The organism is Rhizobium sp. PAMB 3174, from assembly GCF_052908375.1.
Map to the genome: position 1 here is coordinate 3392756 of NZ_CM128608.1, position 20730 is coordinate 3413485.

Annotated in this window: 22 protein-coding genes and 1 other RNA gene; 16 read left to right on the top strand and 7 right to left on the bottom strand. The window is 63.4% G+C overall.

Features of this window, described 5'->3' with window-relative positions:
• The first annotated feature begins 10 nt into the window (after positions 1–10).
• Positions 11–550, top strand: a complete 540-nt coding sequence (locus tag ACU5AY_RS16345; protein ID WP_446826993.1) for an SH3 domain-containing protein — start codon at positions 11–13, stop codon at positions 548–550.
• On the opposite strand, the gene ACU5AY_RS16350 is transcribed toward ACU5AY_RS16345, so the two are convergent.
• Positions 543–1535, bottom strand: a complete 993-nt coding sequence (locus tag ACU5AY_RS16350) for an adenosine kinase (protein ID WP_446825733.1) — start codon at positions 1533–1535, stop codon at positions 543–545. The two genes, ACU5AY_RS16345 and ACU5AY_RS16350, sit on opposite strands and share 8 nt — an antisense overlap.
• A 355-nt stretch (positions 1536–1890) precedes the next feature.
• Here ACU5AY_RS16350 and ACU5AY_RS16355 point away from each other — a divergent pair, with 355 nt between their 5' ends.
• Together ACU5AY_RS16355 and ACU5AY_RS16360 are read left to right on the top strand one after the other, a co-directional pair.
• Positions 1891–2835 (top strand): AEC family transporter, encoded by a 945-nt coding sequence (locus tag ACU5AY_RS16355; protein WP_446826994.1) that lies wholly within the window; start codon positions 1891–1893, stop codon positions 2833–2835.
• Positions 2836–2960: 125 nt separating this feature from the next.
• Entirely contained in the window at positions 2961–4124 is a 1164-nt protein-coding gene (locus ACU5AY_RS16360; protein ID WP_446826995.1) for a patatin-like phospholipase family protein, read from the top strand.
• Between the two features lie 53 nt (positions 4125–4177).
• Here the strand turns inward: ACU5AY_RS16360 and ACU5AY_RS16365 are convergent, their stop codons facing one another.
• The gene (locus ACU5AY_RS16365; protein ID WP_446826996.1) at positions 4178–4903 is read right to left on the bottom strand and encodes a c-type cytochrome; all 726 of its coding nucleotides are present in this window, start codon (positions 4901–4903) and stop codon (positions 4178–4180) included.
• A gap of 153 nt (positions 4904–5056) precedes the next feature.
• Here ACU5AY_RS16365 and ACU5AY_RS16370 point away from each other — a divergent pair, with 153 nt between their 5' ends.
• Together ACU5AY_RS16370 and ACU5AY_RS16375 are read left to right on the top strand one after the other, a co-directional pair.
• Positions 5057–5812 (top strand): 3-deoxy-manno-octulosonate cytidylyltransferase, encoded by a 756-nt coding sequence (locus tag ACU5AY_RS16370; RefSeq protein WP_446826997.1) that lies wholly within the window; start codon positions 5057–5059, stop codon positions 5810–5812.
• 26 nt (positions 5813–5838) lie between these two features.
• A complete protein-coding gene (locus ACU5AY_RS16375) occupies positions 5839–6693 on the top strand; it encodes a prephenate dehydratase (RefSeq protein ID WP_446826998.1) in 855 nt (284 codons plus the stop codon).
• Between the two features lie 52 nt (positions 6694–6745).
• Here ACU5AY_RS16375 and nudC read toward each other — a convergent pair whose 3' ends face one another.
• Together nudC and ACU5AY_RS16385 are read right to left on the bottom strand one after the other, a co-directional pair.
• Positions 6746–7708, bottom strand: a complete 963-nt coding sequence (gene nudC / locus ACU5AY_RS16380; protein WP_446826999.1) for an NAD(+) diphosphatase — start codon at positions 7706–7708, stop codon at positions 6746–6748.
• Positions 7705–8115 (bottom strand): HIT domain-containing protein, encoded by a 411-nt coding sequence (locus tag ACU5AY_RS16385; protein WP_446827000.1) that lies wholly within the window; start codon positions 8113–8115, stop codon positions 7705–7707. The genes nudC and ACU5AY_RS16385 overlap by 4 nt, the downstream gene beginning before the upstream one ends.
• A gap of 179 nt (positions 8116–8294) precedes the next feature.
• Here ACU5AY_RS16385 and ffs point away from each other — a divergent pair.
• From ffs to ACU5AY_RS16405, 4 genes are all read left to right on the top strand, one after another.
• Positions 8295–8391: signal recognition particle sRNA small type (gene ffs, locus ACU5AY_RS16390), an RNA gene on the top strand.
• 90 nt (positions 8392–8481) lie between these two features.
• A complete protein-coding gene (locus tag ACU5AY_RS16395; protein WP_446827001.1) occupies positions 8482–10368 on the top strand; it encodes a DNA polymerase III subunit gamma/tau in 1887 nt (628 codons plus the stop codon).
• A 33-nt stretch (positions 10369–10401) separates the two neighbouring features.
• Positions 10402–10725, top strand: a complete 324-nt coding sequence (locus tag ACU5AY_RS16400) for a YbaB/EbfC family nucleoid-associated protein (RefSeq protein ID WP_446825742.1) — start codon at positions 10402–10404, stop codon at positions 10723–10725.
• 32 nt (positions 10726–10757) lie between these two features.
• Positions 10758–11369, top strand: a complete 612-nt coding sequence (locus ACU5AY_RS16405) for a LysE family translocator (RefSeq protein ID WP_446827002.1) — start codon at positions 10758–10760, stop codon at positions 11367–11369.
• Positions 11370–11432: 63 nt separating this feature from the next.
• Here the strand turns inward: ACU5AY_RS16405 and ACU5AY_RS16410 are convergent, their stop codons facing one another.
• Positions 11433–11954, bottom strand: a complete 522-nt coding sequence (locus tag ACU5AY_RS16410; protein ID WP_446827003.1) for a DUF992 domain-containing protein — start codon at positions 11952–11954, stop codon at positions 11433–11435.
• A gap of 173 nt (positions 11955–12127) precedes the next feature.
• Entirely contained in the window at positions 12128–12742 is a 615-nt protein-coding gene (locus ACU5AY_RS16415) for an MOSC domain-containing protein (protein WP_446827004.1), read from the bottom strand.
• Positions 12743–12808: 66 nt separating this feature from the next.
• Between ACU5AY_RS16415 and recR the strand changes: the two genes are divergently transcribed.
• The 4 genes from recR to ACU5AY_RS16435 all read left to right on the top strand — a co-directional run bounded on the left by recR (position 12809) and on the right by ACU5AY_RS16435 (position 15736).
• Positions 12809–13414, top strand: a complete 606-nt coding sequence (gene recR / locus ACU5AY_RS16420; RefSeq protein ID WP_446827005.1) for a recombination mediator RecR — start codon at positions 12809–12811, stop codon at positions 13412–13414.
• Positions 13415–13733: 319 nt separating this feature from the next.
• Positions 13734–14999: a lytic murein transglycosylase gene (locus tag ACU5AY_RS16425; RefSeq protein ID WP_446829041.1), complete on the top strand. Its 1266-nt coding sequence runs from the start codon at positions 13734–13736 to the stop codon at positions 14997–14999.
• Positions 15000–15107: 108 nt separating this feature from the next.
• Entirely contained in the window at positions 15108–15299 is a 192-nt protein-coding gene (locus ACU5AY_RS16430; RefSeq protein ID WP_446827006.1) for a hypothetical protein, read from the top strand.
• 17 nt (positions 15300–15316) lie between these two features.
• The gene (locus tag ACU5AY_RS16435) at positions 15317–15736 is read left to right on the top strand and encodes a type II toxin-antitoxin system VapC family toxin (RefSeq protein ID WP_446827007.1); all 420 of its coding nucleotides are present in this window, start codon (positions 15317–15319) and stop codon (positions 15734–15736) included.
• A 56-nt stretch (positions 15737–15792) separates the two neighbouring features.
• Here ACU5AY_RS16435 and ACU5AY_RS16440 read toward each other — a convergent pair whose 3' ends face one another.
• Complete coding sequence (locus ACU5AY_RS16440) at positions 15793–17415, bottom strand: MFS transporter (RefSeq protein ID WP_446827008.1); 1623 nt, start codon at positions 17413–17415, stop codon at positions 15793–15795.
• Between the two features lie 319 nt (positions 17416–17734).
• Between ACU5AY_RS16440 and rimP the strand changes: the two genes are divergently transcribed.
• The 3 genes from rimP (at position 17735) to ACU5AY_RS16455 (ending at position 20709) form a co-directional block, all read left to right on the top strand.
• Entirely contained in the window at positions 17735–18331 is a 597-nt protein-coding gene (rimP, locus tag ACU5AY_RS16445; RefSeq protein ID WP_446827009.1) for a ribosome maturation factor RimP, read from the top strand.
• 63 nt (positions 18332–18394) lie between these two features.
• On the top strand, positions 18395–20017 hold the full coding sequence (nusA, locus tag ACU5AY_RS16450; protein WP_446827010.1) for a transcription termination factor NusA: 1623 nt from the start codon (positions 18395–18397) through the stop codon (positions 20015–20017).
• Positions 20017–20709, top strand: a complete 693-nt coding sequence (locus tag ACU5AY_RS16455) for an RNA-binding protein (RefSeq protein WP_446827011.1) — start codon at positions 20017–20019, stop codon at positions 20707–20709. Before nusA ends, ACU5AY_RS16455 begins: the two co-directional genes overlap by 1 nt.
• The last annotated feature ends 21 nt before the right edge of the window (positions 20710–20730 follow it).

The window sequence follows — 20730 nt, forward strand, 5'->3', positions numbered from 1 at the left end:
GAAACGTGCAATGCGCGGCGTACTGACAAAAATCGTCTTCTCTTTGCTGGCAAGCTTTCTGCATCTCAGCGCGACGGCGCACGGGACCTATGCCCAGGCGGCCAAGGGTGCCAGCGGCCTGCCGCTGCCGCGTTTCGCCAGCCTGAAGGCGAGCCGGGTGAACATGCGCGTCGGCCCGAGCACGGATTACGCGGTCGAATGGCTCTACACCCGTCACGGCCTGCCGGTGGAGATCATCCAGGAATACGACAACTGGCGGCGCATCCGCGATGCCGACGGCGTCGAGGGCTGGGTCAACCGCTCGCTTCTCTCCGGCGACCGCACCGCCATCACCGCGCCATGGATGCGCGGCAAGGGCGCGGATATCTACATCACCATGCGCAACGAACCGGAGAAGACCGCCCGCGTCATCGCCAAGATGGAACCCGGCGTGGTGCTGACGGTCAAGGAATGCAACGGCGACTGGTGCGAAGTCACCGCAAAGGATCTGGAAGGCTGGGTGGCGCAGGCCGAAATCTGGGGCGCCTATCCCGGCGAAGCCTTCAAATAAGCCCCGCCGTTGCAGCAAGATCTGCAAGCGACGACATCGGCCGCGGGCCGATCTGCTGGATGACGACGCCGGCAGCCAGGCAGCCGAGCTTGCCGCAGGTCTCGAGATCCAGTCCCTTGGTGTAGCCGAACAGGAAGCCGGCCGCGAACAGGTCGCCGGCGCCGGTGGTGTCGACCAGCTGGGCGATCGGGGTTGCCGGAATGCGGATGCGTTCGTCACCACGCACGATGACCGCGCCGTCCTCGCTCATCGTCACAGCGGCCAGCTTGCAATCCTTCGACATGCGGTCGAGCGCCTGATCGAAATCCGTCGTCTCGTAGAGCGACAGCGCCTCGTCCCGGTTCGCAAAGACGATATCGACGGTGCCCGAGCGCATCAGCTCGAGGAACTCGGCCCGGTAGCGGCCGACGCAGAAGCTGTCGGAGAGTGTCATCGAGGTCTCGCGGCCCGCCTCGTGGGCGATGCGGCAGCATTCGACGATCGCCTCCTTCGCCCGCGGCGGATCCCAGAGATATCCCTCGAAATAGGTGACCAGCGCATCGGCGACGACGTCGGCCTCGACGTCCTCCGGGCCGAGCTCGACGCAGGCACCAAGATACGTGTTGAGCGAGCGTTCGCCGTCCGGCGTGACGAAGATCATGCAGCGCGCCGTCGGCGGCGAGATGCCCTTGGCGTGGGTCTTGTAATGGACGCCCTGGGCGCGGATGTCGTGGGCGAAGATCTCGCCGAGCTGGTCATCGGCGACCTTGCCGAAATAGGCGGCGCGTCCGCCGAAATTGGCCACACCGGCCGCCGTGTTGCCGGCGCTGCCGCCTGAGGCCTCGACGGCCGGCCCCATGCGCGAATAGAGCAGTTCGGCACGGTCGCCATCGATCAGGTTCATCGCCCCCTTGATGATGCCGTTGTCGACAAGAAACTTCTCGTCGCAGCGTGCCAGAATGTCGACAATCGCGTTGCCTACCGTCAAAACGTCGAACCTGCTCATCAGCCCTTCCCGGTTATAGTGATGCAGTCTCCGGTAATACCCGATTTTGCCGGCTTGGGAAGACCGGCGCGGGAATTCGCCAAATTTTCGGGACTTCCCGAATTTTTCCGGCTGTCATTGTGCTGATACAATTCATATCTATATGAATACACAGCGGTGGGCCGAAGACGGTTCGCGCTGAAACGCGGGACGGCTGACCACGGATGAACTGGCAGCGGTACCGCAACCTCCCGATGGAGGGCGGAAGCGGGGTTCAACCCCGCTTTTTTGTTGCCCGGTTTTCACCCGACCCGTTTGTCAAACGTAAGTCGGCCTGATAAACGCGGGTCATCCTGCCCACGACACAATCGCCGACATGCTCGTCATCGCTTCCAACGTCCTGCCGATCTTCATTCTCATCCTGATCGGATGGGTGATCGCCCGCACCGGCCTCCTGAAGGCCGAGACCGGCGATGCGATCAGCGATTTCGTCTTCAAGATCGCCGTGCCCTTCATCCTGTTCCGCACGATCGCGGTCGCGGATTTCCACGGGGCCTCGCCGTTCCGGCTGTGGGCCGCCTATTTCTCCAGCGTCCTCATCACGATGACACTGGCGACCTTTGCCGCCCGGCGCATCTTCAAAAGGCCGCCGCGCGAAAGCGTGATTGCCGGCATTTCCGCGGTCTTCTCCAACGCCGTGTTCATCGGCCTGCCGCTGATCGACCGGCTGCTCGGCCCGCCGGGCATGGTCGCCATGTCGATCCTGCTCGCCGTCCACCTCCCCTTCATGATGATGATGGGCACGATCCTGACCGAGCGTGCGGCGGCGCTGGAACAGGGCGTTGCCGGACGCAGCACTTTCGACGTCGTGAAGCAGGTCGGCCGCAATCTTTTGACCAATCCGCTGATCATCGGCATCATCGCCGGCGTCATCGTCCACTTCGCCGGCATTCCGCTCATCGGTCCAATCAAGACGGTCGTCGACGAGCTTGCCGGCATCGCCGGGCCGACGGCGCTGATCGCCATCGGCATGGCGCTGACCCGCTACCAGATTTCCGGCAACCGCATGATCACGGCGATCATGACGCTCCTGAAGCTGATGGTGCTGCCGACGATCGTCTATGCGATGGCGACCCTGGTGGGCCTCAACCAGATCTGGACGACGGCAATCGTGCTGACGGCCTCGGTGCCGACCGGCGTCAACGCCTGGCTGTTCGCCAACCAGTTCAAGGCGGGCCACACGGTCGCTGCCTCGACGATCAGCCTGACGACCGCGCTCGGCGTGCTGACCGTGTCGTTCTGGGCCTATCTGCTGAGCTGATCGCCCGTATCCGTCAGGCCACCATTAAATTTCGTCCACGTGCTTCTCTCGGGCCGATCCTGCGGTACATTCAGATTTATATGCACTGCAATATTTCTGATCCTTGAGAGGACAGCCAAGTGAACATGTCCAGCACCAGAGCCGTCAGCCCCGCCGCAGCCTACCAGCAGAAAGTCCTTGTCCTGCAGGGCGGCGGCGCGCTCGGCGCCTATCAGGCCGGCGCTTACCAGGCGCTTGCGGAAGCAGCGATCGAACCCGACTGGGTCGCCGGCATCTCGATCGGCGCGATCAACGCCGCGATCATCGCCGGCAACGAACCTCAGGACCGGGTGGAGAAACTGACCTCCTTCTGGCAAACGATCGGCGTCGAATTCCCGATGGATTCGATCATGCCGAAGCAGCTTTCCAGCGGCCGGGAATTCAAGCAGGCCAGCAGCCTGTGGTCGATCATGCTCGGCGTACCGGGCTTCTTCACGCCCCGCTTCCCTGGCCCGTGGCTGCAGAAATACGGCAGCGACGAAGCCGCCAGCTTCTACGATACCCATCCGCTGAAACAGACACTGCTGCGTTTCGTCGATTTCGATCGCATCAATGCAGGCAAGACACGGCTTTCGGTCGGCGCGGTGGACGTTGAATCCGGCAATTTCCGCTATTTCGACAATCAGGAGCCGGGCCGCACCTGGACGTTCGGTCCGGAGCACGTCATGGCGAGCGGCGCGCTGCCGCCGGGCTTTCCATCGATCGAGATCGACGGTCGGCATTACTGGGACGGCGGCCTCGTTTCCAACACGCCATTGCAGCAGGTGCTGATCCGCGGCGCATCGGTCGACACCGTCATCTTCCAGGTCGATCTCTTCAATTCCCGCGGAGAGGTGCCCGGCAATCTGGAAGAGGTCGAAGAGCGGCGCAAGGACATCACCTATTCCAGCCGTACGCGCATGATCACCGACGCCTTCCTCGAGCGCCACAAGATGCGCCGTTCGATCGCGACGCTACTCGAGAAGCTGCCGGATGACGCGCTCGACGGCGAGGAGATCGACGAGCTGAAAGGCATGAGCGCCGACTACAGCGTCACCCTCATCCATCTGATCCACCGCAGCAAGAACAGGGCAATCCATTCGAAGGATTACGAGTTCTCGCGCGTCTCGATGCACCAGCATTGGGAAGCAGGCATGGAGGATGGCAGGAAGGCGCTGAAGGCCGAAGACTGGCGCATACCTCCCGGCGCGCTGGACGGGCTGGCGGTCTACGATATCGACAGACCGATATCCCTGCAGGACTGGCAATAGAAAATGGCCCGGAACTCGCGTTCCGGGCCATTTTTACTTCGGCATCTCGAAGATCAGTTCGATGTCTTAGGCGCTTCCGTGGCAGGCGCCTCGGTGGCCGGCGCTTCCGTTGCCGGTGCGGGCGTCTCGGCGGCAGGAGCTTCTGCAGCCGGTGCCGGCGTTTCCGCTGCGGGAGCCTCGGCGGCAGGGGCAGCAGCATCGCCAGCCGGAGCGGCGGCCGGTTCGGCCTCAGGCGTCGGCAGCGGCACCGGATTGTCGGACAACGTCCGCAGGTAGGCGATCAGGTCGGCGCGTTCCTCGTCCTTCTTCACACCCGCAAAGCCCATGGCGGTGCCGGCGATGTAGGACTTGGGACCATGCAGGAAGTGGTTCAGGTGCTCGTAGTCCCAGACCTCGGAGCCGCCCTTGGAGAAGTCCTTCATGGCAGACGAATAGCTGAAGCCCTCATGCGAGGCGATCGGACGGTCAACGACGCCCCAAAGGTTCGGTCCGACCTTGTTCGGACCACCCTTGGTGGCGTCATGACAGGCCTGACACTTCTTGAAGACCTTTTCGCCGGCGGCAGCGTCGGCGCTGGCCAGCAGGACGGCGATCGGCTTGGCTGCCGGGGCTGCTTCCGCAGCGCCGCCTTCGGACGACGCTTCCTCGGCGACGATCTTGAAGCCTTCGCTCTCCGGTGCCTCGGAATGGAAGATCCCTTCCGACGCGATCGACACCGTCATAAGAACGAAAACCGTGCCGAGCAACGCCCCAACGGCCATATTCACCTTCGAATTCATCTGCAAACGCTCCCCTGCAACCGCCAGATATGAAGACCGGACCATCTTGAAATCGCGCGGAACCTATGTCTTTTGCATTTCGGATGCAACACGATATTGATTGTCGGTTGGTGTCTATTTGCCATCTTTCAGCCCGGATTAGAAGAGTCGAGAATGAAGTACCCCCACTTTGACAATACACTTTTCATGATCCCGGCCCGTATGGCGTCGACGCGTCTTCCCGGAAAGCCGCTGGCGGACATTTGCGGGCTGCCGATGATCGTCCAGGTGGCGCATCGCGCGAAGGAAGCCGATTGCGGCCGGGTCGTCGTTGCCGTCGATGACGCCGACGTGCTGCAGGCCGTCAAGGCGGCCGGTTTCGAGGCGGTGATGACCAGCCAGGACCACCAGTCCGGATCCGACCGGATCAATGAAGCGTTGCAGCTCGTCGATCCCGATGGCCGCATCGACTACATCATCAATGTCCAGGGCGACCTGCCGACGATCGAGCCGGAACCGATCCACCAGTCGATCGACATCCTGAAGGATCCGGCTGTCGACATCGGAACACTCACCGTCGAAATTACCGACGAGGAGGAGAAGACCAACCCGAACGTGGTCAAGGTCATCGGATCTCCGCTCTCGCCGACGCGGCTGCGCGCGCTCTACTTTACCCGGGCCACGGCGCCGACCGGCGACGGGCCGCTCTACCATCACATCGGCCTCTATGCCTATCGCCGCTCGGCGCTGGAGCGGTTCGTGTCGCTGGAGCCCTCGACGCTGGAACGCCGCGAGCGGCTGGAGCAGCTGCGGGCGCTCGAAGCCGGCATGCGGATCGACGTCGAAATCGTCGATTCGGTGCCGCTCGGCGTCGATACCCACGCCGATCTCGAAAAGGCCCGCCGGATTCTCTCCGGCCGGACTGCATGATTTCAAGAAGACAGAACGGAAACACGATGACCCAGAAGACCAACCGCATCGCCTTCCAGGGCGATTATGGCGCCAATTCCGACATGGCCTGCCGCGACATGTTTCCGGACATGGACCCGCTGCCCTGCCAGACGTTCGAGGACGCCTTCAACGCGGTCGAGACCGGCGAGGCGGACATCGCGATGATCCCGATCGAAAACACGATCGCCGGCCGCGTCGCCGACATCCATCACCTGCTGCCGGAGTCGCGCCTGCACATCGTCGGCGAATATTTCATGCCGATCCGTTTCCAGCTGATGGCGCTGCCGGGCGTGACGAAGAGCGAGATCCTCACCGTCCACAGCCATATCCATGCGCTCGGCCAGTGCCGCAAGATCATCCGCGCCAACGGCTGGAAGCCGACGGTCGCCGGCGACACCGCGGGCGCGGCCAAGTTCATCTCGGAAAAGGGCGACCGCACCATGGCGGCGCTGGCGCCGCGGCTCGCCGCCGAACTCTACGGGCTGGAAATCCTGGCCGAAAACGTCGAGGACACGGAAAGCAATGTCACCCGCTTCGTCGTGCTGGCGCCGAAGGAGAGCATTCCGCAGCGCGCCAGCGATGACGAGGTCTACATCACCACCTTCATCTTCAACGTGCGCAACATTCCGGCAGCCCTCTACAAGGCCATGGGCGGCTTTGCCACCAACGGCATCAACATGACGAAGCTGGAAAGCTACCAGCTCGGCGGCAAGTTCTTCGCGACGCAGTTCTATGCCGACATCGAAGGCCATCCGAGCGATGCGCCGGTGCAGCGGGCACTGGAAGAGTTGAACTTCTTCTCGGAAAAGGTCCGGATTCTCGGCGTCTACAAGGCCCACCCGATGCGCGGCAAGTTCTAGCCGCGTCGTCTTGCCACGATGAGCCCGGCCTCACGAAGGCCGGGCGCCCGTCTCAGGCGCCGCCCCATTCCAGCCAGTCGCGCATCAGCCGGTGGGCAATCGCGCCCTTCGGCGGCGGCGAAGAGCCGTTTGCACCGCTGTTGTCGAGCATGTCGGCCATTTCCTGCCGGGTGAACCAACGGCAGTCCTCCAGCTCGGCCTCGTCGCGCTTGATGTCGCGTGACAGTGCCTCGCCATAGCAGCCGATCATCAGCGTATGCGGCATCGGCCAGGGCTGCGACGCATGGTAGCGCACGCGGCCGACCTTGATCGCCGATTCTTCATGCGTCTCGCGCCGCACCGCATTCTCGATCGTTTCGCCGGGCTCGACGAAGCCCGCCAGGCAGGAATACATGCCCGGCGCAAAATGGGCGCCGCGGCCGAGCAGGCACAGGTCACGTTCCTCGTCGACGACGAGCATGATCACCACCGGATCGGTGCGCGGAAAGATCATGTGTTCGCACGCCGTGCAGACGCGCTTGTAGCCGCCGATCTTCATCTCCGTCGGCTTGCCGCAGCGGCCGCAGAAGCGATTGTCGAAGTTCCAGGCGATCAGCGCCGCACCCTGGGCGAATTCGCCCAGAAGTTCTTCCGATATCAGCTGGTCGCGGTAGAGCGTGCGGCCGTCGGCGATCTTGTAGTGCTTCTCGATCTCTTCGGCGGGCGCCTTGACCGGCACAGCCAGTCTCGGCTCGCCGTTCTTGTAGTAGCCGAGCAGGATCGCATCGTCGAATTCCGGCTTCAGCTCGGCCAGCTCATAGGGCGCAAACAGCGGATCGAGGACCTGCCGGTCGTGCTTCAGCACGAGATTGCGCCCGGAAAAGGCAAGGATATGCGACCCTTCCTTCGACAGCGCCTCCTCGACGCAGTTCTCGTCGCGGTTTTCCGACCGTCTTTCGAGGCCGTTGCCGGCAAAGGCCGTCATGCTGCTCGGTTCGATATGGGGAGCATGAAGGTCGAACAGGGCTGATGTCATGATGAAATGGCGTCCAGTATCTTCTCGATCAAAGCATTGCGCGTGTCGTCGTCATAGGGCTCAGCCTTGCCGAAACCCCAAACAGGGCCCGGCCAGTTGGCATCGCCCTCGGACCGCGCGAGCACATGCACATGGAGCTGGCGGACGATATTGCCAAGCGCCCCGACATTGATTTTTTCGGCACCGGTCGCCGCCTTCAGCGCGGAGGCGACCTGGTTGGTCTCGAAGGTCAGCATGGTCTGGTCGAGCGGCGTCAGGTCGAACACTTCCGACACGCCGGCGCGCTGCGGAACGAGCACGAGCCACGGCCAGCGGGCATCCGTCATCAGGCGCAGTTGGCACAGGCCGAGATTGGCGACAAGAATGCTGTCGCGCTCAAGGCGGCCGTCGAGTTCGAATTTCCCCACCCGTTCTCTCCAATCATCTGTTTTTCCATGAAGAGTAGATCATCGGCGGGACAATTGGAATGGCAGGATTGGTGCGTATCGGCTTGCCGATGCACGCAAAGTGCTGCGCCAGTGGGTTGGACGAGTTTTTTGCCGACCCGGCTTGCAATTGGGCGGGATATCCCCGATATGTGCGGACGGGAGGTTGGTGGTGGACGAGCCACTCGCCAACCGGGTCAGGTCCGGAAGGAAGCAGCCCTAACGAGCCCGGCACGGGTCGCCGTGCCAGCCTCCCACCTCTTAAGTTACCGGCCGGTTTCGTGAGCGAGCGGATCGATGATCCGCCATGCCGGGCCAGAAAACCAGGCACCCAAGCCGGCGAGGGCAATGAGCACGAGCGGACCCACAGACAAGGCCACCGATCCGCCGCAGGGCGGCTACCGGGTGCTCGCCCGCAAATACCGCCCCAAGGATTTCACCGACCTGATGGTCGGCCAGGAGCCGATGGTCAAGACCTTGACCAACGCCTTCGAGACGGGCCGCATCGCGCAGGCATACATGCTGACCGGCGTGCGCGGGGTCGGCAAGACGACCACCGCCCGCATCCTGGCCCGTGCGCTGAATTACAAGAGCCCGACCGTCGACAAGCCGACCATCGATCTCGCGATCCCCGGCGAACACTGCCAGGCGATCATGGAAGGCCGCCATGTCGACGTGATCGAGATGGACGCCGCCTCGCATACCGGCATCGACGACATCCGCGAGATCATCGAGCAGGTGCGCTACCGCCCGGTTTCGGCGCGCTACAAGGTCTACATCATCGACGAAGTGCACATGCTCTCGACGCAGGCCTTCAACGGGTTGTTGAAGACGCTCGAGGAGCCGCCGGAACATGTGAAGTTCATCTTCGCGACGACGGAAATCCGGAAAGTTCCGATCACGGTCCTGTCGCGCTGCCAGCGCTTCGACCTGCGCCGCATCTCGGCGGCCGACCTCGTGCATCTCTTCTCCACCATCGCCGGCAAGGAAGGCATCAAGGCCGATCCGGAAGCGCTCGCCATGATCGCCCGCGCGGCGGAAGGCTCGGCGCGCGACGGCCTGTCGCTGATGGACCAGGCGATCGCGCATGGCGGCGGACGCATCGATGCCGCCCAGGTGCGCGCGATGCTGGGGCTTGCCGACCGCGGCCGCATCGTCGACCTCTTCGGCCATATCGTCGCCGGCGAGGCCGCAGCCGCCTTGAACGAATTCCAGAGCCAGTACGAATCGGGCGCCAATCCGCCCGTCGTCCTGACCGACCTTGCCGATTTCACCCATCTCGTCACCAAGCTCAAATATGTGCCGGAAGCCGCGAACGACCCGTCGCTCAGCGAAGTTGAGCGCACCCGCGGTGCCGAGTTCGCATCCAGCATTGCGGTGACCACGCTGTCGCGCATGTGGCAGATGCTCCTGAAGGGCATTCCGGAAACGGAAAATTCCTCGCGCCCCGCCGGTGCCGCAGAAATGGTGTTGATCCGGCTGGCGCACGCCGCCCACCTGCCCTCGCCCGAAGACGCCGCACGCCGGCTCCTGGACATGGCCGGAAGCGGCCAGCCGGCCGGCAATGGCAGCGGCGCACCCCGCGGCGGAAATGGCGGCGCGACGGCGAGCTACAGCTCGTCCACGGTCCGCGCCACACAGGCAATGCCGAGCGCGGCTCCTTCTTCCGCGCCGACGGCGATGCTGCGCTCCGTGCCGAAGCCGGAGACCACTCCCGAAGTCGCCGCCGCGATGCAGGCTGCCGTCGAGGCGGCACCGGCCGAAAAGCCCGCGCCGCAGGTGCCGGTCAACTCGCTCTCCGACATTGCCGATCTCTGCTCGCGCCATGGCGACATCCGGCTGCGCGCGCTCCTGCGGATCTACGTGCGCCCCGTGCGCATCGAACCGGGCCGGCTGGAGATCAGCCTCGGCAACGACGCGCCGAAATCCATCGTCAACGATCTCGCCGCCAATCTGAAGGAATGGACCGGCGTCCACTGGATGGTGGTCGTCAGCCGCGACCAGCAGGGCGGGCCGACGCTTGCCGAAGTCGAGGCCAAGGAAAAGGAAACGCGGCTCACCGACGCCCGACAGGACCCGGACGTCGCGGCCATCCTCGCCCAGTTTCCCGGCGCCAAGATCACCGACGTCCGGATCCGCGCCGAGCAGGCGGAGGACGACGAGGATGCGGCGCCGCCGGCGACAGCCGAGTCGGACGAAGGCGACATCCTTCCCGGCGACGACATCGATTTCTGAGACGACACGACCGATATTCCAAGGAGACAGTCTATGCGCGACATCATGGGCATGATGGGCAAGGTGAAGGAAATGCAGGCGAAGATGGAGGCCATGCAGGCCGAAATCGCCGCCATGGAAGTCGAAGGCACGTCGGGCGGCGGGCTCGTCACCGTCAAGCTGACCGGCAAGGGCACGCTCGTCGGCGTCAAGATCGATCCTTCGCTCATGAAGGAAGATGAAGCCGAAATCCTTGAAGACCTGATCGTCGCGGCGCACAATGACGCCAAGGGCAAGGCCGATGCGGCCATGGCCGAAAAGACCAGGGAAATGACTGCCGGACTGCCGATCCCGCCCGGCTTCAAGATGCCTTTCTAAGGAAGGGCCTTTCATCCGGGGGAGGTTTCGGGATGACTATCTCCAGTCTGCTTCTCTTTGCCGGCGCGCTGTTCGTCGCCGCCGGCTCTCCCGGCCCCAACGTGGCCGCACTGGTTGCGCGGGTCCTGTCGAAAGGCACGCGCGATGTGCTGCCTTTTCTCGTCGCGATGTGGATCAGCGAGGCGATCTGGCTGACGCTTGCCGTCGCGGGCCTCGCCGCCATTGCCGAAACATTCCACTACGCCTTCGCCGCCATCAAATGGATCGGCGTCTGCTATCTCCTCTATCTCGCCTGGAAGATGTGGCGTGCGCCGGCGGACACCGAGGGCGAGACGCTTCCCGAGACGCATTCGCTGGCCAAGCTGTTCTTTGCCGGCATGACCGTGACGCTCGGCAATCCGAAGATCATGCTCTTCTACATGGCGCTGCTGCCGGCGATCATCGACATGCATGCCGTCGGCGTGACCGGCTGGGCCGAACTGGTCGCCACCATGTTCGCGGTCCTGATCGTCATCGACCTGACATGGGCAATGCTCGCCGCCAAGGCTCGACGGCTGTTGCGGAGCGCACGGGCAATCCGCATCGCCAACCGCGCCAGCGCTGGCACCATGGCCGGTGCCGCCGTCGCGATCGCCATGCGCTGACATGAAAAAGGCCGGTCGCGTTGGCGACCGGCCCTCTTCTTCCCGTAGCGGGACTATGGCTGATTACGGCTTGTAGACCGGAGCCGCTGCCGGCGTGTAGGTCAGGTTCAGAGCCGTCAGGTTGGCGGCGAGATTGACGCCGAGCGTGCTTTCGATCGACAGCGGCTGCAGGGCGACTGAACCATCGAAACCGCCGACCAGGCCTTCAACGCCGCCGCCGAAGCCGACAGTCACATTGCCGCCGAGACCGCCGTAATTGCCCTGAAGCGCACCTTCATCGATGCTGGACGGTGCGAACACGGCCCAGGCGAACTTGCCGCTCTTGATATAGCCGAGATCGACGCCGACCTTGGTGATCTGGCCCTGATAGTGCTCGACCGGGCCGTTATGGGTCGGCTCGAAGATGCAGTCGAGGCTGCGGCGCGAACCGATGACGGCGCTGATGCCGGGGCTGATGTCGCAGGTCAGCAGGCCCGTCTTGACCATGGCGGCGTTGGCCTGCGTTGCTGCCAGCGGAACGAGCGTTGCGGACGCCAGGGCAACGGCGGAGAGCTTGGCAAAGGAAGACTTGGTGAATGAGGACATGGGAAAACTCCTTCATGCTGAAATTGCTTTGAGCCGCAGCCGATGGCCGGCCGCCGGTTCTCGGATAGGAAACACCCGGCCCGCCGGCATTGTTCCGTTTCCACTGAATGATTTCGGCAGATAATTGTGGCTTTTCCAGCGTGGCGACGTTCTGACGCAGGGTCTATGGCGGCTCAGGCCGCTTCGAGCTTCGCCTTGAGCTTGTGGTGGATCGGCGCGGCCAGAAACCGCGCCCGGTCGGCAGCATCGAGCGGCTTGCCGTAGGTCGCCATCATTTCCGGCATAGTGACCTTCTCGCCGTCGAAGGGCTGGTAGGCGACCCTCTCGCCGGGGCTGATGACGCCGCCGGAAATGACGCGGCAATAGATGCCCGGCCGCCCGGCCTGCGTGTAGCGCTTGACGAACATCGGATCGTCCATGCGGGCGGCAAAGGTGGCGCAGGGAATGCGCGCCGACGTGACTTCCAGTACCGCGTCGGCGACGTGGAATCGGTCGCCGACCGACACCGTGGTGTTGTCCAGCCCCTCGACCACCAGGTTCTCGCCGAACGTGCCGGGTTCGACCGGCCGGCCGAGTTCGCGCGCCCACCAGTCGAGCGTGACCGATCCCTCGACATAGATCGCCTGGTCGACGCCGCCATGATGCTTGCGGTTGCAGATCGCGTCACCGACAATGCCCTCGCTGTCGACGAAGACCGGAACGTCCACCGGACGCTTGAAGATGCCGGTCTTGTAGCTCTTGCCGAGGAGCGTTCGCGCTTCGCCGATGCAGACTGCCAGGATTTTCATCTCTATTTTCCGGCTCCCCTGCCGCAAGCGTTTCTAATGCCGGCAACATGCGCTAAAAGCGCTGACATGGCAAAGCGAGTCACCGGTCCCGAAATCGAAAAACTGATCCAGCTCCTGGCGAAGGTGCCGGGGCTCGGCCCCCGTTCGGCGCGCCGCGCGGCGCTGCATCTCGTCAAGAAGAAGGACCAGCTGCTCGGACCGCTCGCCGATGCGATGTCGGACGCGCACCGCAATGTGAAGATCTGCTCGCGCTGCGGCAATGTCGATACGATCGACCCCTGCACCGTCTGCACCGACATCAACCGCGACCAGACGGTGATCATCGTCGTCGAGGACGTCTCCGACCTCTGGGCGCTGGAGCGCGCAGGCGCGATGAACGCCGCCTATCACGTGCTCGGCGGCACGCTGTCGCCGCTCGACGGCGTCGGGCCGGACGATCTCAACATCCGCGGCCTGATCAACCGCGTCGCCGAAGGCGGCGTCAAGGAACTGATCATCGCCGTCAACGCCACCGTCGAGGGCCAGACGACCGCGCACTACATCACCGACCAGCTGGCCGACCTCGACGTCAAGATCACCCGGCTCGCCCACGGCGTGCCGGTCGGCGGCGAGCTCGACTATCTCGACGAGGGCACGCTGACGGCGGCCTTGAGGGCCCGCACTGCAATTTGAGGACAATGACCTTAGGGAGACGAATATCGTGCCATTGCTGAAAAGCCTCTTCGCTTTTCCGAAACGGAATTCACCCCCCTCTGTCCCTTCGGGACATCTCCCCCACAAGGGGGGAGATTGGCTTGAAATAGCCGCTGGCGGATCTTTCCTCTTCTCCCCTTGGGGAGAAGGTGGCCCGAAGGGCCGGATGAGGGGTTCCCATGCGACCTCTCTTGGAACCCCTCATCGCCTCACTGCGTTCGGCACTTCTCCCCAAGGGGAGAAGAGGAATGGGGATGGACTGCGGATGCCAAGTTCGATCTCCCCCCTTGTGGGGGAGATGCCCGGCAGGGCAGAGGGGGGTAAACGACCGGGCCACTTCCTCGCCGCCGCATTCCTCACCCTCATCCTCGCCACCCCCGCCGCCGCCCTCGACAAGAATGCCGTGACCGCCCAGTTCCGCAGCTGGCTGAAGACCGATCTCTGGCCGAAGGCGGAAAAGGCCGGCATCACGCGCAAGACCTTCGACAGCGCCTTCTCCGATGTCGAGCTGATGTGGAACCTGCCGGACCTCGTGCCACCCGGCACCAAGCCACCGAAGAAGCGCGAACAGAGCCAGGCGGAGTTCTCCTCCCCCGGCCCGTATTTTTCCGAAAAGCGCCTGCAGGCGCTGGCGGCCGGCGGCCAGGCGATGATGCGCAGCCATGCGGCAACACTGAAGAAGATCGAACAGGTCTACGGCGTGCCGGGGCGGATCGTGCTGGCGGTCTGGGGTCGCGAAACCGGATACGGGCGCGCCAGCATCCCCAACCGGGCGATCGACGTGCTCGCCACCAAGGCCTTCATGTCGACCCGCAGGCAAATGTTCGAAGGCGAACTCATCTCGGCGCTTCATATCATTGGCGGCGGCGACAGCACGGTCGACGGGCTGAAGGGCTCCTGGGCCGGCGCACTCGGCCAGCCGCAGTTCATGCCGACGAGCTATCTGCAATATGCCGTCGATTTCGACGGCGACGGCAAGCGCAACATCTGGACCTCGGTGCCGGACACGCTGGCTTCCATCGCCAACTATCTATCCAAGAAAGGCTGGCAGCGCGGCCGCGACTGGGGCTTTGAGGTCACCATTCCGGCCGAGGTCTCCTGCGCGCAGGAAGGGCCGGATCTTGCGAAGCCGATCGGCCAATGGGCGGCGACCGGCATCACCCGCATCACCGGCAAGGACTTTCCGGCGGAGGAAAAGTCGAAGCCGGGCATGATGCTGGTGCCGGCCGGCCGCGACGGCCCGGCTTTCATCGTCACGCCGAACTTCTACATCATCAAGGAATACAACAACTCCGACCTCTACGCCCTGTTCATCGGCAACCTCGCCGACCGGATCGCCTATAATTCCGGCCCGTTCCGCGCGCCCTGGGGCGATATCGGCCACATGCTCCGCTCGGATGTCGCCGCGATGCAGCGCACGCTTGAAAAACAAGGCTACGACGTCGGCGGCGCCGACGGCCTCCCCGGCTACAAGACCCGCCGCTCGCTTGGGGCTTGGCAGGAAAAGAACGGCATGGCCGCGACGTGCTTTCCGGAGGAAAGGTTGAAGGGGATGGTTAGGTAGGGGAGATGGGCAAATTTGGAGCGACACATGATAAAGATCTGGCTTCATGAGCTGCTCGCAAATGGGGCAAATACGCGCTATATATGAGTGATGACCAAGGCTGAGCGCATGAAGGAACCGACCGGCAAGTTGGTGGTACGTGATTCACGGACCGGCCGTTTCCTTGAAGTGCGTGGCGCAGACGCAATGAAATCATCTCCGCTGCCACTGAAGAAGGGCATTGATCTCACCAAGCCGATTGCAAAGCAGGTTCGAGGCAGTTCCGTTCCAAAACAACGAAAACTTCCTTCTCAAGGTTGACACCCTTGGCGGGGGTATTGCTCGATACTCACGCGCTCTACTGGCTGGTTACGGCCGCCGAATCATTGACAGAGGAAGCGCTGATCGAAATTGCCGGCAGTCAGGCCAGCGGTTCACTTTATGTGTCCCCGATTACTGCCTGGGAACTGACAATCGCATCCCGAAAGCCGGCCCATAAGGATCCTCCGAACTTTGGCGCAAACTCGCCATCGAAGTGGTTTTCTCGATCACTGGCGGAGACCGGTGCGAAGATCATCCCCATCAAGCAGCGCATCGCGATCGAAGCAGCCACCGTCGTCTCCGAAACTGGACATAAGGACCCGGGCGACTGTTATCTGATCGCCACGGCGCGCGTCAAAAAGCTCCCGATCATATCAAGAGACAGCATTTTCCAGGCTTTGGCAGCGCAGGGCTATCTCAAGATGATCGTCTGCTGACCCTTGCAGCTCGATCGAAACTGCACGGGACCATCGCCTCTGCAAACGGCTCACCCTCAATGATGATGATGCTGATGAAACACGTCATCGGCGGGCGGGATTGCCTGGCGTTCGATCATGCGGTGAACGCGCGGGCGGGTTGCGCCCTTGTGGAGGGCGTTGAGGCGGTCGCTGGATTCGGCGTCGGCCTTGGTGCGGCGGGTGTTGTGGCGGACATATTCGACCCAGGTCGGCGTGTGGTAGGTCTCGGTCCATAAATCCGGGTTTTCCAGATCGCGCATCAGCGCCCAGTTCTGTGCGCCGTCGCGGATGCGGATGCGCCGGCGTTCGACCATCAGCGCCAGGAAATCCTCGATGTCGTTCTCGTCGATCTCGTAATCGATCTGGATGACGATCGGGCCGCTGCGCGGCTTGATGTCGAGCTGCAGGTGCGGCTCGGCGAAGCGGTTCAGCGGATCGAGGTCGAGCGTTTCGAAGGCGGGCATCGGCAGGCGGAAGCCGATGGCGATGCCGAGCGCCAGCATGATGGCCGAGATGACGAGGGCGATGCTGACGCCGTGGCTTTCGGCCAGCACGCCCCAGATCCACGAGCCGAGCGCCATGCCGCCGAAGGTCGCCGTCTGGTAGAGCGACAGCGCGCGGCCGACCACCCAGCGCGGGGTGGAAAGCTGCACGACCGTGTTGAACAGCGACAGAGACAGCACCCAGCCGGCGCCGGCGATCATCAGCGCCGGAAAGGCCTGCCAGACATGGCTGGAAACCGCGACGATGGCGGCGGCCAGCGAAAAGCCGGCGAACGAACAGCGCACGATCACTTCGCTCGACAGAACCGCGCGGATGGCGTTGTTGGAAATGGCGCCGGCGATGGCGCCCAACCCGAAGGCGCCGAGCAGTCCGCCATAGACGAACGGGCCGCCCTGAATATGCTCGCGCACGACGATCGGCAGCAGCGCCAGGATTGACATGGCGGCGAAGCCGAAAAAGAAGCCGCGGAACATCACCGTCATCAGCTTCGGCGACATGGAGACGTAGCGCAGGCCGGCGGCAATCGCGTGGCCGAGCGATTCGCGCGGCAGCCGGCTTTCCGGATAGATCGGCTTCCAGCGTATGAGCGCGTAGATCATCGCCAGATAGGAAACGGCATTGACCGCGAAGGCCATCGCCGCGCCAGCGATCGCCACGATGATGCCGCCGATCGCCGGGCCGACGCTGCGGGTGATGTTGAAGGCCACGCTGTTGAGCGAGACGGCCGACGGCAGGTCGTCGCGGCTGACGATGTCGCCGACGGAGGCCTGCCATGAGGGGCTGTTGAGGGCCGTGCCGCAGCCGATCAGGAAGGTGAAGGTCAGAAGCAGCCACGGCGTCATGTAGCCGCCATAGGTAAAGAGCGCCAAAAGCGCGGAGACGACGAGCAGGAAGGATTGCGCAAACAGCAGCACCCGGCGGCGGTTGAAGCCGTCGGCGATGGCGCCGGCGATCAGCGAAAACAGCATGATCGGCAACGTATTGGAGGCCTGCACCAGCGCCACCATGTCCTTCGAAGATGAAATCGAGGTCATCATCCAGGCGGCGCCGACATCCTGGATCAACGCGCCGAAATTGGACGTGATGCTGGCAAGCCAGATGGTGAGGAAGACGGGGTTCCTCAACGGCGCCAATGACGATTTCCTATCCTGCACGATGCGATCCGGTGATGCGATTTTGGGGCGTGATTCCTGATATAAGACAAGTCAGGCGCGATGGGCTATGATCGATCTGCAGTTTACTTGAGAAAGTGTTCACTTTCGGACAGACCGTGAAACCGGCGCGTGAACGCGCGGATGGACCGGCCCTGCGCCCCGCCCTTGCATTCGCGGGTGAGGCGGCGTATATACAGCGCAAATTCTTGATCGTTTGATGAAGAGTGGGGCCGCCAAGGACCCGCTCTTTTTTGTTACCTCGATCAGGCTGACTTGCAACGACATGCTCCCGGGAGGGCATTGCTTGACGGAAACACCGATGACCGAAAATGCTGCAGAACCGCGTCTGATCGTCGAAACGGGACTCGATGCGCGCATTGCCGACATCATCGAACCCGTTCTGGCCGACATCGGCTTCCAGCTTGTCCGCGTGCGGTTGAACAGCCAGAACGGCCTGACGCTGCAGATCATGGCCGAGCGGCTCGACGGCACGATGACGGTGGAGGACTGCGAAGAGGTCTCCATGGCTGTTTCGCCGGTTCTCGATGTGGAAGATCCGATCGACAAGCAGTATCATCTGGAAGTGTCGTCGCCCGGCATCGACCGGCCGATGGTCCGCAAGTCGGACTTTGCCCGCTGGCAGGGCCATATCGTCAAGTGCGAGACGTCGATCGTCGTCGACGGCCGCAAGCGTTTCCGCGGCAAGATCGCCGAATGCGGCGACGAAGGCTTCGTGCTCGAGCGCGACCAGATCGCCTATGGCGAGGAGCCGCGGGTGACGATCCCGTTTGCGGCGCTTTCCGAGGCCAAGCTCATTCTGACGGACGAGTTGATCCGCGACGCGCTGCGCGCCGACAAGCTGGCCAAGCAGCAGGCCGCCAATCAGAACGACGAACCTGTCGAAGACGAAGAATAACATTTTGGAATTCAACGCCGGTCAAGCTTGGGGAAGCGCCGGCAGCAAGACGGAGAAGAGAAAATGGCAGTCAGTGCGAACCGGCTGGAGCTTCTGCAGATCGCGGATGCCGTAGCCCGCGAAAAGGTAATCGACCGCGAGATCGTGCTTGCAGCGATGGCCGACGCGATCCAGAAGGCCGCCCGCTCCCGCTACGGCTCGGAGTCCAACATCAGGGCCGACATCAACCCGAAGACCGGCGAGATCCATCTGCAGCGTCTTCTCGAGGTTGTCGATCAGGTCGAGGACTACTCCACGCAGATCGCGCTGGAGCTTGCCCGCGACCGCAACCCGGACGCCGTTATCGGCGACTTTATCGCCGATCCGCTGCCGCCGATGGATTTTGGCCGCATCGCCGCCCAGTCGGCCAAGCAGGTCATCGTGCAGAAGGTGCGCGAAGCCGAGCGTGACCGCCAGTTCGAGGAATTCAAGGATCGCGTCGGCGAGATCGTCAACGGCACGGTCAAGCGCGTCGAATACGGCAACGTCATCGTCGACCTCGGCCGTGGCGAAGGCATCATCCGTCGCGACGAGATGATCCCGCGCGAAAACGTCCGCTACGGCGACCGCATCCGCGCCTATGTCTACGACGTACGCCGCGAACAGCGCGGCCCGCAGATCTTCCTGTCGCGCACGCATCCGCAGTTCATGGTCAAGCTCTTCACCATGGAAGTGCCGGAAATCTACGACGGCATCATCCAGATCAAGTCGGTTGCCCGTGATCCGGGCTCGCGCGCCAAGATCGCCGTCATCTCCAACGATTCGTCGATCGATCCGGTCGGCGCCTGCGTCGGTATGCGCGGCTCTCGCGTTCAGGCCGTCGTCGGCGAACTGCAGGGCGAAAAGATCGACATCATTCCGTGGTCGCCGGAACCCGCCTCCTTCATCGTCAACGCACTGCAGCCGGCGGAAGTCGCCAAGGTCGTGCTCGACGAAGATGCCGAGCGCATCGAAGTGGTCGTTCCGGACGAACAGCTGTCGCTGGCCATCGGCCGTCGCGGCCAGAACGTCCGCCTCGCCTCTCAGCTGACCGGCTGGGACATCGACATCATGACCGAGCAGGAAGAGTCGGAGCGCCGCCAGAAGGAATTCAACGAGCGCACCGCCCTCTTCATGGACGCGCTCGACGTCGACGAGATGGTCGGCCAGGTGCTGGCCTCGGAAGGCTTCGCCGCCATCGAGGAACTGGCCTATGTCGAACTCGACGAAATCGCCTCCATCGACGGCTTCGACGAAGACACGGCACAGGAAATCCAGACCCGCGCCCGCGAATTCCTGGAGCGCCAGGAAGCCGAACTCGACGCCAAGCGCCAGGAACTCGGCGTTTCCGACGAACTGCGCCAGATCGACGGCATGACCACCGCCATGATGGTCAAGCTCGGCGAAGACGGCATCAAGACGATCGAGGACTTCGCCGGCTGCGCAGCTGACGATCTCGTCGGCTGGAGCGAGCGCAAGGACGGCGAGACCAAGAAGTTCGCCGGCCTGTTCTCCGATCTCGACATTTCGCGTGTCGAAGCCGAGAACATGATCGTTCAGGCGCGTCTGGCCGCCGGCTGGATCACCGAAGAGGATCTCGCCACCGAGGAAGTCGAAGTCGAAGCCGAGGACGGCGCCGAAGGCGAAGAGAGCGGCGAGGAAGCGTGATGCCGAACACGGCGCCCGAGACGCAGCCCGACGAGGGCGGCGACGAACTTGACGGCGCCGTCAACGGACGCATGTGCATTGTCACGCGCGAAAGCGGATCGGCCGACGAGCTGATCCGCTTCGTGGCGGCACCGGACGGAACCGTCGTGCCGGACCTGAAGCGCAAGCTTCCCGGCCGCGGCTGCTGGGTGAAGGCCGAACGGCCGCTGGTCGACAAGGCCGTCGCCAAGGGCCTGTTCTCGCGGGCGCTGAAGACGAAGGTGAATGCGGATCCGGCGCTCGGCGCCGAGATCGACCGCCTGCTGGTCGAGCAGCTCGCCGGCATGATGAACCTGGCGCGCAAGGCGGGCCAGTTCGTCACCGGCGCCTCGAAGGTCGACGGCGCCATCCGCAGCGGCCAGGCGATCGCCGTGTTCCACTCGGCGGATGCCGCAGCGGACGGGATCAGAAAACTCGACCAGGCCCGCAAGGCCTGGCATCTCGGAATGGAGACCGAGAGCGAAATTCCGGCCTTCCTGCTCCTCTCGACGGAGGAAATGGACCGGCTGATGGGCCAGAACGCGTTTATCCATGCTTGCGCGCTTGCGGGGCAGGCCGGAGAAGGTGTAGTGAAGCGCGCAAACATGCTCACACGGTATCGCGATGGTGGCCCGAACATGACGAAAGGCGGCAAAAGCCGTATCGAAGAATGAAGCGCCTGCCGGCGGGAGCCG